This is a genomic window from Nonomuraea sp. NPDC050790 (genome assembly GCF_044456745.1).
Classification (GTDB): domain Bacteria; phylum Actinomycetota; class Actinomycetes; order Streptosporangiales; family Streptosporangiaceae; genus Nonomuraea.
In genome coordinates, this window is the sequence record NZ_JBITGF010000007.1 from 547450 (window position 1) to 560566 (window position 13117).

Below are 13117 nucleotides of genomic sequence, written 5' to 3' on the forward strand. Positions count from 1 at the left end.
ACTCGATGGCGACGATCCCGAGTCGCTACCTGCTCAATCACATCGGAGGCGAATGGCGTGCCCCCGAGAGCGGGCAGACCCGGCCGAACATCAACCCGGGCGACGTCTCCGACCAGATCGGGGATTTCGCCGAGTCCGGCGGCGCCGACGTCGAACTGGCCGTCGAGGCGGCCGCCGCGGCCCTGCCCGCGTGGAAGGCGCTCGGCCCGATCAAGCGGGCCGAGTACCTGCGCGCCGCCGAGCGCCTCATCGAGGAGCGGGCCGAGGACTTCGCCCAGGCGATCACCCGCGAGCAGGGCAAGCTGCTCAGGGAGGCCCGCGGCGAGGTGAAGCGGGCCCTCGCCATCCTCGACTTCACCGCGGGGGAGGGGCGGCGGCTCAAGGGCGAGACGCTGCCCGCCGAGGAGCCGCGGACCTTCGCCTACACCTTCCGTGCGCCCATCGGCGTCGTCGGGCTGGTCACGCCGTGGAACTTCCCGCTGGCCATCCCGATGTGGAAGGTCGCGCCCGCGCTGCTGGCCGGGTGCGCGGCGGTGCTCAAGCCGTCGCCGTTCACGCCGCTGACCGCGGCGCTGCTGGTGGAGGCGTTCGTGGACGCGGGCGTGCCCGCCGGGGTGCTCAACCTCGTGCAGGGCGACATCGCCGCGGGCGAGGCGCTGGTCGCGCACCCGGACGTCGCGGGCATCAGCTTCACCGGCTCGCTGCCGGTGGGCCTGGCCATCCACGCCGCGGGCGCGCCCCGGCTGCTGCGCACGCAACTCGAGCTCGGCGGCAAGAACGCGGTGCTGGTGCTGGCCGACGCCGACCTCGACAAGGCGGTGAAGGCCACGGCGTTCGGCGCCTTCGGCCAGTCGGGACAGCGCTGCAGCGCCACCTCGCGGGTGGTCGTGGACAGGGCGGTCAAGGAGCGGTTCCTGGACAAGCTGGTCGCCGAGGTCGCCACGATCAAGGTCGGCGAGGACATCGGCCCGGTGATCAACGAGGCGCGCATGCTGGCCTGCCTCGACGCGATCAGAACGGCCCAGGAGGCCGGGGCCAAGGTCGTGACCGGCGGCGGACGCGCGCCCGGCAACGGCTTCTACGTGGAGCCGACCGTGCTGCGCGACGTGCCGTGGGACAGCGAAATCGCCCAGGAGGAGATCTTCGGGCCGGTGCTGTCCGTGGTCGACTGCGACGGCTTCGACGAGGCCATGCGGATCTCGAACTCGGTCAAGTACGGCATGAGCGGCACCGTCTTCACCCAGGACCCCGCCCTCATCTTCGCCGCACTGGAACGCTTCGAGGCCGGGATGCTGCACGTGAACCGGCCAGGCGTGGGCGCGTACGCGCACCTGCCGCACATGGGCGCCAAGCTGTCGCAGTTCGGCCCGCCCGAGTGCTCGCCCCAGGTCTGGGACTTCTACACCGAGTGGCGGTCGGCGTGCATAAGTTACTGACCGCCACCGAGGCCGTCACCCGGTTCGTCGAACCCGGTTCGGTCGTCGGCATGGGCGGCCAGAACATCAACCGCTGCCCGATGGCGCTGGTCCACGAGGTGATCAGGCAGGGCGTCGGCGGGCTGACCGTCGTGGGCTGCAACCTGTCGCTGCCGCTCGACATGCTCGTCGCCGCCGGGCTGGTCGTCCGCACGGAGCAGGGCACGGGCAACCTGGAGCGGTACGGCACGCTGTTCGCCTGGCGCAGGGCGGTGGAGCGGGGCGAGGTGTCGGTGGGCGACCACTCCCACCTGGCCATGGCCACGCGGTTCGCGGCGGGGGCGCTCGGGCTGCCGTTCCTGCCGACGCGCAGCCTGCTCGGGACGGATCTGCTGCGGGACCTGGTGTCCTCGGGGGCGGCCGTCGAGTCGGTGGACCCGTGGACGAACCGGCCCGTGGTGCTGTTGAAGGCGTTGCGGCCGGATGTGGCGTTGATTCACGCCAACCGGGCCGATAGTTCCGGAAATATCGTGATTGAGGGGGTTACGTCGCATGAGGTGGACATGGTCCGGGCGGCCCGCGTCACCATCGTCTCGGCCGAGCAGGTGCTGCCCGCCGGGGCCTTCGCCGACCGGCCCGAGCAGGTGACCATCCCCGAGGCGTACGTCACCGCCGTCGTCGAGCAGCCCTTCGGCGCCTTCCCCACCTCGGTCTACCGGGCCTACGACTTCGCCGAGCCGGAGATCAAGGAGTACCAGGGGCTGGGCCGTACCGGGGACGCGGAGCTGCGTGAGTGGATCGCGGCCAACCTCGGCGGGAGCTTCGAGGAGCACCTCGGCAGACGCGACGCCTCCGGCGCGCTGCGCGAGGGCCTCGTGGACCGGATGCGGAGGCTGCTGTGACCGGCACGGCCTTGCCCCGGGAGTTGCTCGTGGTCGAGGGGGCGCGGCAGATCCGTGACGGTGACCTGGTCATCGTGGGCACCGGGCTGCCGCTGCTGGCCGCCACGCTGGCCCAGCGTACCCACGCCCCCGAGGCCAAGCTGGTCATCGAGTCGGGCGTGGTCTTCCCCAAGGTGGTGCCCACCCCGGTCTCGGTCGTGGACCCGAGGCTGATGCACGGCGCCGCCCGGCACGGGTCGCTGTTCGAGGCCCTCGGCGGGCTCGTCCAGCGGGGCCTGGTCAGGACCGGGTTCCTGGGCGGGGCACAGGTGGACGAGTACGCGAACATCAACTCCACCTGGGTGCCCAGGCCGGACGGCTCGCGGGTCCGCCTGCCCGGCAGCGGCGGCGCGAACGACATCGCCAGCCACTGCGCGCAGGTCGTCATCCTGACCGACCACGAGCGACGCAGGTTCCCCGCCCGGTGCGACTACGTCACCAGCCCGGGGTTCCTGGGCGGCCCGGGGGAACGCGCCAAAGCCGGGCTCGGGCCGCTGCGCGTCAAGGTCGTGACCGATCTGTGCGTGATGGAGGCCGAGGACTCGGCCCTCACCGTGACGGCGCTGATGCCGGGTGCGTCGGCGGAAGCCGTACTGGAAAACACCGGTTTTATCCCGAAATTTCGTGAATCGCTGGACCTGGTGGTCCCGCCGGACCCCGAGGAGATCCGCCTCCTGCGCGAGGAGATCGACCCGGCGTGTGTCTACTTCCCGGAAAGGAAACCCCGTTGACCGACCAGAAGCCTTTCGCCTGGGAGACGGCGATCGCGTGGAAGAACAAGGACCGCATCGTCGTACGCGGCTACGACGTCAACGAGCTGACCGGCGCGATCTCCTTCGCCGAGCACTTCCACCTCGTGCTGAAGGGTGAGCTGCCCACGCCCGAGGTCGGCAGGATGACCGACGCCATCATGGTGAACATGGCCGAGCACGCCATGTCCCCGTCCTCGGCCACGGTCCGCTTCGCCACCAGCGGCGGCGCGGAGCTCAACTCCGCCGTGGCCGCGGGCGTCGCCGGCATCGGCCGCCTGCACGGCACCGCCGACCGCCCGGCCGAGCTGTTCCTGCAGGTCGCCGCGCGGGCCGAGGCGGACGGCAGCACCGACGCCGAGGCCGCCGCCAAGGTCGTCGCCGAGATGCGCGCGGTCAAGGAGCGCATGCCCGGCTTCCACCACGCCCAGCACATCCGCGACCCGCGCACCGCCCGCCTGCTGGAGCTGTCGGACAAGCTCGGCGTCACCGGCCGCTACGTCACGATCGCCCGCGCGATGGAGGACGCCACGGAGCCGGTCTTCGGCCGCCGGATCTGGATCAACGGCCCCGGCGCGATGGGCTGCGTCGGCCTCGACATGGGCTACGAGCCGCTCCAGCTCAAGGCGTTGTTCATCGTGTGCAGGTCGCTGTCGCTGTGCGCGCACTCGATCGAGGAGATGACCAGGGAGAAGGGCTGGCGCGCCTCGTCGAACTCGGCCATGGTGCAGCCGCTGGACCTGGCGATGCAGGGTCCGGACAACTACGACGGCCCGGACGACCGCACGCTCGGCTCCCCAGGGGTGACGCCTGGGACCAGTGGTGTCCATTAGCGGACAAAGGGCATTCCGGCCCTCCAGGTAGGCGGTAGCGTGATCGCTTCGCGCTCTGCCTGGAGGCACGCATGGCGGTGAGGTCTCCCGTGTCCGCGGTGATCTCGATGATGATGGCGCTCGGGCTCGGGACGGTGAGCGGCTGCGGCCACGCCGACCGGCCGGGCGGCCGCCCGCCCGGGACCGCCGCCCTGTCCTTCCTGCCGGAGGTCGCGGTGCCCGACCTCGTGGGGCGCCACCTGGACGCCGCCCAGCGCGAGGCGCAGGGCCTCGGCCTGGTCCTGTCGCCGAAGGGCATCTCGCCGCTGTCGGTCTGCCGCCCCGACGAACTCTGCCGCATCTTCGCGGTACGGCCCGCCGCCGGAACCCGGCTCGCCTGGGGCGCCGAGGTCGAGGTCTCGTTCCTGACCGCCGCCGAGTCCCGCTTCTACCAGACCCACTCCCGCATGCCCCGCGTCGTGGGCAGGAGCGGCGCCTGGGCGGCCGTCGTGTTCCGGCCGGTCATGGGCCTGGTGGACGTCATCACCCAGCCGGAGCGCGGCCTGCTGCGCGGCACCGACCGCGTGCTCGTCCAGTCCCCGCAGCCGGGCGCGCCCCTGGTGATCGGCCAGCCGGTCAAGCTGACCGTGGGCGAGAATCGGGGCACCCGGCCGTGCGGGGTGCGCTGGTGGTGCTGATCGGCCGGGCTTCAGGACGGTGACCTGCTGCTGCCGTAGAGGTGTACGCGGCGGCCGCGGTAGTCGAGGTCGCGCAGGTGGCGGTGGCCGATCCGCTCGGCGACCGAGATCGAGCGGGTGTTGCCCGGCAGGATCAGCGAGATGACCTGGGCGGCGCCGAGTTCGGTGAAGCAGTAGCGCAGCGCGGCCCTGGCCGCCTCGGTGGCGTAGCCCTTGCCCCAGTGCTCGCGGGCCAGGCACCAGCCCACGCCCAGGCCGGGGAAGCCGTAGGGCTGCCAGGGTCCCGCCCGGCCGACGAAGCGCCCGCTCGACTTCTCCACCAGCGCCCAGTGCGAGTAGCCGAGGATCTCGCGATGGCCGATGAACGTGGCCAGGCTGCGCCACGCGTCGGCGGGCGAGGTGCCGACGCTCTCGGCGAGCCCGCCGGAGACATCGGGGTCGGCGAGCATGGCGGCGTAGGCGTCGAAGTCGGATCCGGTCAGCGGGCGCAGAATCAGCCGTTCGGTTTCCATGATCCAAGTATTGACAGCTGGGCCGCGCGGAGAGACCGTGTTCCGTATGCGGAACAATGCCCGCTTCGCCCATGTCCAGACCTTCGACATCGACCGGGTCGCCGCCGCCGCCGGATCAGACCCCGACGTGCTGCGCATGGAGAACCTCGACACCGACGTGCCGCCGCCGCCCAACGCCGTCGCCGCCACCGCGCGGGCGCTGACCGACGGCCAGGGCAACAGCTGGCTGCCCTTCAACGGACTGCCCGTGCTGCGCGAGGCCCTCGCCGCCGACCTGCGCGAACGCACCGGCCTCGACTACGACCCCGCCCGCCAGATCCTGGTGACCTCCAGCGGCACCGCCGCGGTCATGCCGGTCCTGCTCGCCACCACCGAGCCCGGCCAGCGCGTGGTGCTCACCGACCCGACCTACGCCGGCCTCCTCCAGCGCGTACGGCTGGCCGGCGCCCAGCCCCACCTGGTGCCGCTGCGCGTCGAGGGCGGCATGTGGCGCCTCGACCGCGACGCCCTCGCCCAGGTCACCGAGGCCGCGGCGATCATCATGATGAGCCCGTCGATGCCCGCGGGCGTCGTCCTGACCCGCGAGGACTGGTCCGCCGTCGCCGAGGCGTGCGAGCGCCTGGACGCCTACCTGATCTACGACGCCGCCATGGAGCGCATCGTCTTCTCCGGCCACCCGAGGATCAACCCGTGCACGGTCGACGGCCTGGCCGCGCGGACGATCATCATCGGCTCCGTGTCGAAGGAGTACCGGATGATCGGCTGGCGGATCGGCTGGGTGGCGGGCCCGGCCGACATCCTGTCCCGCGTGCTGGTCGCGGTCACCTACAACACCACGGTGGCCGGCGGTTTCTCCCAGATCGGCGCGGCCGTCGCGCTGAGCGAGCCCAGCGGAGTGGCGGAGGCGGTGGCCGAGTACCAGGCCAGGCACGAGGCCGTGGTCCGCGCCCTGGACGGCCTCGTCCCGCTGGTCAGGGCGGCGGGCGGCTGGTCGTGCCTGGTGGACGCCGAGGAGCTCGGCATCGGCGCGCGGGAGCTGTCGGACCGCCTGCTGGCACGCGGCCGGGTCGCCGCCACGCCGATGACCGCCTGGGGTGAGGAGGTCGCCCGCCGGTACGTGCGGCTCGTCTACAGCAACGAGCCGGTCAAGCGGCTCGACGAGCTGCGCGACCGCTTCACCGCCGCCCTCACCTGACGCGATCGGCCGGGATCAGCAGGGTCTTGCCCGTGACGGTCCTGGCCTCCATGGCGGCGTGGGCGTCGGCCGCGCGTTCCAGCGGCAGCCGCTGCCCGATGACCGGCCGCAGCCGTCCCGCCGCCGCCTCGGCCATCGCGAGCCCGGCCAGCTCGCGCAGGTCCGTCTTGGGGAAGGCGACCGCGCTCACGCGCGGGCCGGCGACCGTCATGGGCCCGCCCGCCATGCCGTAGGCGCTGAGCCGGCCGCCGTCGCGCAGCAGCGCCTGCGCCGCCGCGCCGATTTCGCCGCCGACGCCGTCGAAGACGACGTCCAGCCCATCGGGTACGGCCGCGCGCACCCTCTCCACCCAGCCCGGATCGGTGTAGTCGACGGTCAGCTCCGCCCCCAGCTTCTCCGCCAGCGCCCGCTTTCCCGGGCTGCTCGCCGCGCCGATCACCCGGGCCCCCGCCGCCGCGGCCAACTGCACCAGCAGGCTGCCCACCCCGCCGCCGGCCGCCTCGACCAGCACCCACTCGCCGGCCCGTGGCGCGGCGGTGGTGAACAGTCCCATGGCCGTCCTGCCGTCGGCCAGCAGCGCCACGGCCTCCTCCGCCGACAGCGCGTCCGGCACGGGGATCAACTGGTCGGCCGCGGCGACGGCCAGCTCGGCGTAGCCGCCGGTGCCGCCCAGCGTCGTCACCACGCGGCGCCCGGCCAGGTCTCCGGTCAGCGCGCGGCCCGCCACGCCGTTGCCCAGGACCGCGGGCAGCTCGACCCGGCGCGGGCCCCGGTCGGCGCGCACCTGCGTCTCCACGAACGTCACCCCGGCCGCCTCCACCTCGACCAGCACCTCGCCGGGTCCCGGCACCGGGTCGGGGACCTCCTCCACGGTCAGCCGGTCCGGCCCGCCGTACTCTCGCAACACGATCGCCTTCATCGCACACCTCACCTCGATATCGGAGCCAAGCGCTCCGATAGAAAGCTATAACGGAGCGTGGCGCTCCGCAAGCCGCTATCCTGACCCTATGAGAGGCAGGCAGGCCGAGGCCCGGCGCAACGACCTCAAGCTGCTCGAAGCGGCGCTGGAGGTGTTCACCACGCAGGGCTTCGACGCGCCCGTCTCGGCCATCGCCAAGCGGGCCGGCGTCGGCATGGGCAGCCTCTACCGGCGCTACCGCACCAAGGAGGAACTGCTGCAGCGGCTCGCCGTGATCTCGATGGAGCGGGCGGCGGGCGCGGCCGAGGAAGGTCTGCGCGAGGAGGATCCCTGGCTCGGGCTGGCCGGATACATCCGCGCCTGCGTGGACTTCGGCTCCGGCGGCCTCGCGCCGGTGGCGGGGACGATCTCGGTCACCGAGGAGATGTGGCGGGCCAGTGAGCGGGCGGGAGCGGTCATCGGCGAGCTGATCGGCCGCGCCCGCGAGCGCGGCGCGCTCCGCCCCGACGTGACCGACCTGGACATCGCGCTGCTCATCGAGCAGTTCAACCGGCCCGTCGCCGGCGTGCCACACCTCAGGGAGCGCCTGCTCGCCATCGCGCTGGACGGGCTGCGCGCCCCGGCCCCCGGCCCGCTGCCCGGCCCGCCTCCAGATCGTCATTGGTATGAATCCCGATGGGGTGAACGGCTACCGTAAGACACGTGGCGGTTACCCGATTCGACGAACTCTTCCGTGACCTGGGGCCGGGCGCCAGCGCCCAGGCGGCAGGCATCGCCCGCGGCTACGCCGGCCCGCCGGCCAGATCCATCACCGCCAAGGCCGGGCTCGACCGGCTGCGCTGCGCCTCGCTGCTCAAACCGCTCTACGCGTGGGCCGCCGCCGCGCACGTCGGCGACGCCGAACGCTGGCGCCGCCACGCCGAGCCCGCCGTGGTCGTCTCCTCCAACGCCGACACGCTCAACCTCTGGCTGTCGGTGGGGCCTCGGGTCATCCTCGACACGATCGCCCGCCGTACGGGGGTGGCCTGGTCGCCGCCCAACTCCGACCCGTCGCGCTTCGGCTCCGTCGAGATCGCCGCCGACGAGGTGGCCACCGCCTACGCCGTGCTCGCCCAGGCCGCGCTGGCCGGCGAGCCGGTCGCCGCCGCCATCCTGGGCTGGATGCGGGAGGTCGGGGCCGGGCAGACGTACGGCGCGCGCGAGGCCCTGGGCGACCCCGCCGCGGCCGTCAAGTGCGGCTGGTACGGCGCGGCCGACGAGACCTGCCTGCGCACCCATGCCGTCGGCATCCTACCCGGACCCGGCACGCGGATCGCGGTGGTGGTGGCGCTGACGGCGCAGCCGTACACCGACGAGATGGAGCGGGAGATCTACCAGGCGAGGGTCGCCGAGGGGCTCGCGGTCGAGGCCGAGCACGAGAAGGTCGGCGGCGAGCTGCTGCGCGGCCTGATGGCCACGACGCTGGCCGAGCTGGGCGACCGCTCCGCCTAGAAGTCCAGCACGAGCCCGGCTCTGGCGACCGAGACGTTCCCGGAGAACTCCGCGCGGGCGGCCGCCAGCGCGGGCTCGTCGGCCTGGCCGGGCCACAGATGGGTCAGCACGAGACGGCCGACCCCGGCTTGCGCGGCGACCGCCCCGGCCTGCAGCGCGCTGGACAGATAGGCGGCGTCCTCCTCCGGCACCTTCTCCGGGTAGGTGGCCTCGGCCAGGTAGACGTCGGCCGCGCCGGCCAGGTCGAGCAGGTTCCCGCTCGGGCCGGTGTCGCCGGTGTAGGCGAGCGTGCTGCCTCCCGCGCTGAGGCGCAGGCCGGCGTTGGGCAGGAAGTGCGGCAGGTCGAAGGTCCGCAGCGCGAACGGGCCCACCTCACCGTCGGCGATCTCGCCCAGCCGGAAGCTGCCCGCGAGCATGCCCGCCCGGTCCAGGGCGAGCACGGCGTCGAGCGCGCCCGGCGGCGCGTACACCGGCAGGGCGGCGGGCGGGCGCTCGCCCAGGGCGCGGGCGCGCAGCAGCGGGTTGAGGTCGGCGCAGTGGTCGGGGTGGCCGTGGCTGACCAGCACGGCGTCGATGCGCTCGGCGGGGACGATCTCCAGGAGCTTCGGCAGGGTGGCGTAGCCGGGATCGACCAGCAGCCGGTAGCCCTCGTGCTCGACGAGGTAGCCGCTGCACGCCGTGCCCGCGGCGGGCCAGGCCCCGCATCCTCCCAGAACGGTCAGTCGCATCAGATCATGATCCCATGTGCGGGCACACGCGTGCCCGCACATGGGACATTTCTGGCAGGGGGAACGGCCTGACTACGGAATCGGCTGGATCAGGTCGTCGAATTCGCCGTCCTTCATACCGAGGCGGAAAGCCTCCCACTCGGCTTCGGTGAAGTACAGCCTGGGTCCGTCGGGGTCCTTGGAATCGCGCAGGACGAAAAGCCGGTCCTGGTCGGCCTTGTGCGTGGCGGTGTCCCCGGTTGCGGCGAGGACGGCCACTTCAACGCAGTCCCCACCGTTACTACCGCTTCGGCGGGACTTACGCCACTGGAGATCGCTCATATCTCCTCCTCTACCTTCGACAGCAAATCTAGGCTTGTGTGAACGGGTAAGGCGAGTGACCGGATGACGTCATACCTCCGTACGATCGACTCGACATCCGGGGGACGATCGGATACGTACCCCTCCCTGGCCGATTCCACGTAGACGAGATCAGGTTCTCCGGGGACTTTCGCGATGACGAACGCTCCGGTGAGGCCGGCCAGGGCCGGAGACTCCTTGGGGACCACCTGGACGCTGACGTTGGGCAGGTCGGCGGTCTCCAGCAGCGAGCGCACCTGCCCGCGCATGGTCGAGGAGGAGCCCACCTGGCGGTGGAGCACCCACTCGTCGAGCACCGCCCAGTACATGGGCGGGTCGGGCCGGTGCAGGATCGCCTTCCTGGTCATGCGGGCCGCGGCCGCCTCCTCAGCCTGCTCGGGGGTGGCGGCGGGCTCGCGCCTCAGCACCTCGCGGGCGTAGTCCTCGGTCTGCAGGAGTCCGGGGACGAGCAGGGGCTGCCAGGTCTGCAGGGTGCTGGCCGACTCCTCGATCTCCAGCCAGGGGCGGAACCAGGCGGGGTAGGCGGCCTGCCGTACCAGTGGCCACAGCCGGATCAGCTCGCCGCGGGTGTCGAGGACCTCGTCGGCGCGCTCGGCGAAGTCGCGCGAGGGCGTGCGCTTGGCCAGTTCGACCGCGCAGACCAGCGACAGCGAGTAGTTGAGCCGCTCGGCGAGCTGCTCCTGCGACAAACCCACGCGAACGCGATGTTCGCGAAGCTCCGCGCCAAAAAAGGCAAGCGGGCTCGAACCAGGATCGAGTTCGCGAGCAGAGGGCATCGGCCGCTCCAGGGGGTTCTACACGGTTCTACAAACGACGCCTCGAGCCATACAGTCTTGTTCTTCCTTGTACCTAGGGTAGTCATCCGAGTGCACTCTGGTATCAAGAATCCGCCAACGACAACGACATGAGGGACCAATGTCTGCTGTCCACACAGAACGGTCGGAGGACGAGCAGCTCGAACTGCTCGGCTGGATCCAGGAGGGGCTGGCGGGCCTGGGCGTGCGGGCCCTGCTCGTGCGCCGGCTCCGGCTCACCCTCGCGCAGAACCGCTACCACCCGCCCGAATCCGAAGGGCCCGTGCTCGTGGCAGGGCCCGTGACCACCAGCGTCGACGGCGGATACGTCGTGCGCTGCGGCGACACGCTGGCCGTACTCGGCGAGGTCGAGGAAACCGTCGCCTACATCAGCTCCCTGATCACCTCGGCGAGTTCCGGAGGCTCCACCGAATCGGGCAGTTCGTCCACGGCGAACCACCCGTAGCCCAGATAGGTCTGACGCTCCTCAAGAGTCAGCGACTGGTCGGTGCATGCAGGCGACACCGACCTCAACCGTGCCAGGAAGAACGGCTCCGTCTTCACGTACCGGATTCCCAGCCAGGTGAAGTCGCGGGGGACGTTGACGTGACGGCCGGTCACGATCTCCTCGGGCAGCCCGGTTTCCTCGTGAAGCTCGCGGCGTGCTGCGTCGATCGGCTCGTCTCCCGGGTGGAGCCCGCCACCCGGTGGTTCCCAGAAGTCCAGGCCGCTGACATGGTCGTGCCAGTGCATGAGCAGCACCGAGCCGTCGCGGTCCAGGCAGACGACGCGCGCGGCAGGACGGTCGCTGGTGCTCAATTGGGCCCCCTGAATCCTTGATGGCGAGCATCGGAAACACGTACTTCACGTCTATCCCGCCGCCGGAGATCCTCGATCGAGCCCCTGAGCGAGGAGAGAAACGCCCATGCGCACAATCGTGTCGGCCTTATTGTTCCTGGCCGCCGTGGCCGTCCCGGCCGATCCTCCGGAGAACAAGGTACTCAACTCCAACTCCGCACCCCTCGGCGAGATCGCCGTACCCGCCGTGGCCGACGGCATCAGCGCCGACAAGGTGCTGGTCATCGGCATGGACGGGCTGCGGCACGACCGCATCGCCGCCGCCGACGCCCCCAACCTCGACCAGCTCATGGCCACCGGCACCTTCGGCGCCAGCCTTCTGTACACCAACCCCATGGCCGCCACCTCCAGCGGCCCCGGCTGGTCCACGATCGCCACCGGCGTCTGGCCCGACCGGCACGGCGTGAAGGACAACTCCTTCTCCGGCAAGCGCTACGACCTCTACCCCGACTTCCTCACCCGGCTCGAGAACCTCGACCCCGCCTACTCCACCTTCGCCGCCCTCGACTGGAAACCCCTCGGCGACCAGGGCACCTTCGGTCCGAAGATCGACTCCAGGGTGATCCTGGACGGCGACGCCAACGGCTACCCCGCCGAGGACGCCCGCATCGCCACCGCCGCCGAGACCGTCCTGCGCCAGGAGAACCCCGACGCCGCCTTCGTCTACTTCGGCAACACCGACATCGTGGCCCACAACAGCGGGGCGGGAAGCCAGGCGTACCTGCGCGCGATCGCCACCCAGGACGCCTACGTCGGCCGTCTCCTGGCCGCCATCAGGGCCCGCCCGAGCTACCCGGGCGAGCGCTGGACCGTCGTCGTCACCACCGACCACGGCCACACCGACGGCGGCGGCCACGGCGGCTCGGCCATCGAGGAGCGCCGCACCTTCGTCCTCGCCGCCGGACCCGGCATCCCCGCGGGCGCGAGGCCACTGGACACACGCCTCGTGGACGTCACCGCCGCCGTCTTCCACGCCCTGCGCCTGGCCCCGCCCGCCACGATCGACGGCCGGCGGATCGACCAGCGGAGCGGCGACCCCTTCGAGACCGTGCCCCTGTCCGGCCGGGCCGACGAGACCGGGGTGCCCGCCGGGGTCCTCGGCTTCAGCCACACGATGCCCGCGTCCTGGACGCTGGACACCTCGCGGATGCCCACTGGGGGCGTGCAGGAGTGGCGCGGGTGGTCGCTGACCACCGACGAGTTCTGGTCGCGGGCGCAGCGGGACCAGTGGCGGGAGCTCAACGTGCGCAGCCGAGGGACGTTCGCGGTCGCCGACTCCGACGAGTGGGACGACAAGTCCCACGGCGCCGGGACGTATGACTCCACCCTTGTGACGCCTGCCTATCCGGTGACCGGGCGGGCTTCGGTCCGGCTGGGCTACACCACGCACTACCGGCCGGAGGGGGCGCAGAAGGCGCAGGTCCTGGTGTCGTTCGACGGTGGCGCGGACGTGCTGGTGAAGAACTACACGGCTGAGGCGGTCTCCAAGGTGGAGAGCCTTGCGGTGAGCGTCCCGGCCGGGGCTTCGACGATGAAGGTCAAGTTCCGGTACTTCGACGCCGCCAACAACTGGTACTGGGCCATCGACCAGGTCTCGGTCTCATAGTCACGCCCCTTTCGCGCGGGACGCGGGCACGTCCGCCCG

16 protein-coding genes are annotated in these 13117 nt (G+C 71.8%); 10 read left to right on the plus strand and 6 right to left on the minus strand.

Annotation, left to right across the window (positions count from 1 at the left end; all coding sequences use genetic code 11):
• The first annotated feature begins 5 nt into the window (after window positions 1-5).
• The 5 genes from ACIBEJ_RS35735 (at window position 6) to ACIBEJ_RS35755 (ending at window position 4615) form a co-directional block, all read left to right on the plus strand.
• Window positions 6-1436 (plus strand): aldehyde dehydrogenase family protein, encoded by a 1431-nt coding sequence (locus tag ACIBEJ_RS35735; RefSeq protein WP_397187328.1) that lies wholly within the window; start codon window positions 6-8, stop codon window positions 1434-1436.
• Window positions 1421-2317, plus strand: a complete 897-nt coding sequence (locus ACIBEJ_RS35740) for a CoA transferase subunit A (protein ID WP_397187329.1) — start codon at window positions 1421-1423, stop codon at window positions 2315-2317. Before ACIBEJ_RS35735 ends, ACIBEJ_RS35740 begins: the two co-directional genes overlap by 16 nt.
• Window positions 2314-3087: a CoA-transferase subunit beta gene (locus tag ACIBEJ_RS35745; protein ID WP_397187330.1), complete on the plus strand. Its 774-nt coding sequence runs from the start codon at window positions 2314-2316 to the stop codon at window positions 3085-3087. Before ACIBEJ_RS35740 ends, ACIBEJ_RS35745 begins: the two co-directional genes overlap by 4 nt.
• The gene (locus ACIBEJ_RS35750) at window positions 3084-3938 is read left to right on the plus strand and encodes a citrate/2-methylcitrate synthase (protein ID WP_397187331.1); all 855 of its coding nucleotides are present in this window, start codon (window positions 3084-3086) and stop codon (window positions 3936-3938) included. The genes ACIBEJ_RS35745 and ACIBEJ_RS35750 overlap by 4 nt, the downstream gene beginning before the upstream one ends.
• A gap of 71 nt (window positions 3939-4009) precedes the next feature.
• Entirely contained in the window at window positions 4010-4615 is a 606-nt protein-coding gene (locus ACIBEJ_RS35755; protein WP_397187333.1) for a hypothetical protein, read from the plus strand.
• 11 nt (window positions 4616-4626) lie between these two features.
• On the opposite strand, the gene ACIBEJ_RS35760 is transcribed toward ACIBEJ_RS35755, so the two are convergent.
• Entirely contained in the window at window positions 4627-5127 is a 501-nt protein-coding gene (locus ACIBEJ_RS35760) for a GNAT family N-acetyltransferase (protein WP_397187334.1), read from the minus strand.
• Between the two features lie 46 nt (window positions 5128-5173).
• Here ACIBEJ_RS35760 and ACIBEJ_RS35765 point away from each other — a divergent pair, with 46 nt between their 5' ends.
• Complete coding sequence (locus ACIBEJ_RS35765; protein ID WP_397187336.1) at window positions 5174-6322, plus strand: pyridoxal phosphate-dependent aminotransferase; 1149 nt, start codon at window positions 5174-5176, stop codon at window positions 6320-6322.
• Here the strand turns inward: ACIBEJ_RS35765 and ACIBEJ_RS35770 are convergent.
• A complete protein-coding gene (locus ACIBEJ_RS35770) occupies window positions 6315-7241 on the minus strand; it encodes a zinc-binding dehydrogenase (protein WP_397187337.1) in 927 nt (308 codons plus the stop codon). The two genes, ACIBEJ_RS35765 and ACIBEJ_RS35770, sit on opposite strands and share 8 nt — an antisense overlap.
• Before the next feature lie 88 nt (window positions 7242-7329).
• Between ACIBEJ_RS35770 and ACIBEJ_RS35775 the strand changes: the two genes are divergently transcribed.
• On the plus strand, window positions 7330-7938 hold the full coding sequence (locus ACIBEJ_RS35775; protein WP_397187339.1) for a TetR/AcrR family transcriptional regulator: 609 nt from the start codon (window positions 7330-7332) through the stop codon (window positions 7936-7938).
• Window positions 7939-7943: 5 nt separating this feature from the next.
• Window positions 7944-8732, plus strand: coding sequence for a hypothetical protein (locus tag ACIBEJ_RS35780; protein ID WP_397187340.1), 789 nt, complete (start codon window positions 7944-7946; stop codon window positions 8730-8732).
• Here ACIBEJ_RS35780 and ACIBEJ_RS35785 read toward each other — a convergent pair.
• The 3 genes from ACIBEJ_RS35785 to ACIBEJ_RS35795 form a co-directional block, all read right to left on the minus strand.
• Window positions 8729-9460, minus strand: coding sequence for an MBL fold metallo-hydrolase (locus ACIBEJ_RS35785; protein WP_397187341.1), 732 nt, complete (start codon window positions 9458-9460; stop codon window positions 8729-8731). The genes ACIBEJ_RS35780 and ACIBEJ_RS35785 overlap by 4 nt on opposite strands.
• Before the next feature lie 72 nt (window positions 9461-9532).
• Complete coding sequence (locus tag ACIBEJ_RS35790) at window positions 9533-9781, minus strand: DUF397 domain-containing protein (protein WP_397187342.1); 249 nt, start codon at window positions 9779-9781, stop codon at window positions 9533-9535.
• Entirely contained in the window at window positions 9778-10596 is an 819-nt protein-coding gene (locus tag ACIBEJ_RS35795; RefSeq protein ID WP_397187343.1) for a Scr1 family TA system antitoxin-like transcriptional regulator, read from the minus strand. The genes ACIBEJ_RS35790 and ACIBEJ_RS35795 overlap by 4 nt, the downstream gene beginning before the upstream one ends.
• A gap of 139 nt (window positions 10597-10735) precedes the next feature.
• On the opposite strand from ACIBEJ_RS35795, the gene ACIBEJ_RS35800 reads away from it, so the two are divergent.
• Window positions 10736-11080, plus strand: a complete 345-nt coding sequence (locus ACIBEJ_RS35800; protein ID WP_397187345.1) for a hypothetical protein — start codon at window positions 10736-10738, stop codon at window positions 11078-11080.
• On the opposite strand, the gene ACIBEJ_RS35805 is transcribed toward ACIBEJ_RS35800, so the two are convergent.
• Window positions 10999-11433: an NUDIX domain-containing protein gene (locus ACIBEJ_RS35805; RefSeq protein WP_397187346.1), complete on the minus strand. Its 435-nt coding sequence runs from the start codon at window positions 11431-11433 to the stop codon at window positions 10999-11001. The two genes, ACIBEJ_RS35800 and ACIBEJ_RS35805, sit on opposite strands and share 82 nt — an antisense overlap.
• 106 nt (window positions 11434-11539) lie before the next feature.
• Here ACIBEJ_RS35805 and ACIBEJ_RS35810 point away from each other — a divergent pair, with 106 nt between their 5' ends.
• Window positions 11540-13078: an alkaline phosphatase family protein gene (locus ACIBEJ_RS35810; protein WP_397187347.1), complete on the plus strand. Its 1539-nt coding sequence runs from the start codon at window positions 11540-11542 to the stop codon at window positions 13076-13078.
• The last annotated feature ends 39 nt before the right edge of the window (window positions 13079-13117 follow it).

Excerpts from the sequence above, each read along its gene's own strand:
- ACIBEJ_RS35755 (WP_397187333.1), top strand. The coding sequence starts at position 4,010 with ATGGCGGTGAGGTCTCCCGTGTCCGCGGTGATCTCGATGATGATGGCG.
- ACIBEJ_RS35735 (WP_397187328.1), top strand. The coding sequence starts at position 6 with ATGGCGACGATCCCGAGTCGCTACCTGCTCAATCACATCGGAGGCGAA.
- ACIBEJ_RS35810 (WP_397187347.1), top strand. The coding sequence starts at position 11,540 with ATGCGCACAATCGTGTCGGCCTTATTGTTCCTGGCCGCCGTGGCCGTC.
- ACIBEJ_RS35760 (WP_397187334.1), bottom strand. The coding sequence starts at position 5,127 with ATGGAAACCGAACGGCTGATTCTGCGCCCGCTGACCGGATCCGACTTC.
- ACIBEJ_RS35795 (WP_397187343.1), bottom strand. The coding sequence starts at position 10,596 with ATGCCCTCTGCTCGCGAACTCGATCCTGGTTCGAGCCCGCTTGCCTTT.
- ACIBEJ_RS35770 (WP_397187337.1), bottom strand. The coding sequence starts at position 7,241 with ATGAAGGCGATCGTGTTGCGAGAGTACGGCGGGCCGGACCGGCTGACC.
- ACIBEJ_RS35775 (WP_397187339.1), top strand. The coding sequence starts at position 7,330 with ATGAGAGGCAGGCAGGCCGAGGCCCGGCGCAACGACCTCAAGCTGCTC.
- ACIBEJ_RS35765 (WP_397187336.1), top strand. The coding sequence starts at position 5,174 with ATGCGGAACAATGCCCGCTTCGCCCATGTCCAGACCTTCGACATCGAC.
- ACIBEJ_RS35785 (WP_397187341.1), bottom strand. The coding sequence starts at position 9,460 with ATGCGACTGACCGTTCTGGGAGGATGCGGGGCCTGGCCCGCCGCGGGC.
- ACIBEJ_RS35800 (WP_397187345.1), top strand. The coding sequence starts at position 10,736 with ATGTCTGCTGTCCACACAGAACGGTCGGAGGACGAGCAGCTCGAACTG.
- ACIBEJ_RS35790 (WP_397187342.1), bottom strand. The coding sequence starts at position 9,781 with ATGAGCGATCTCCAGTGGCGTAAGTCCCGCCGAAGCGGTAGTAACGGT.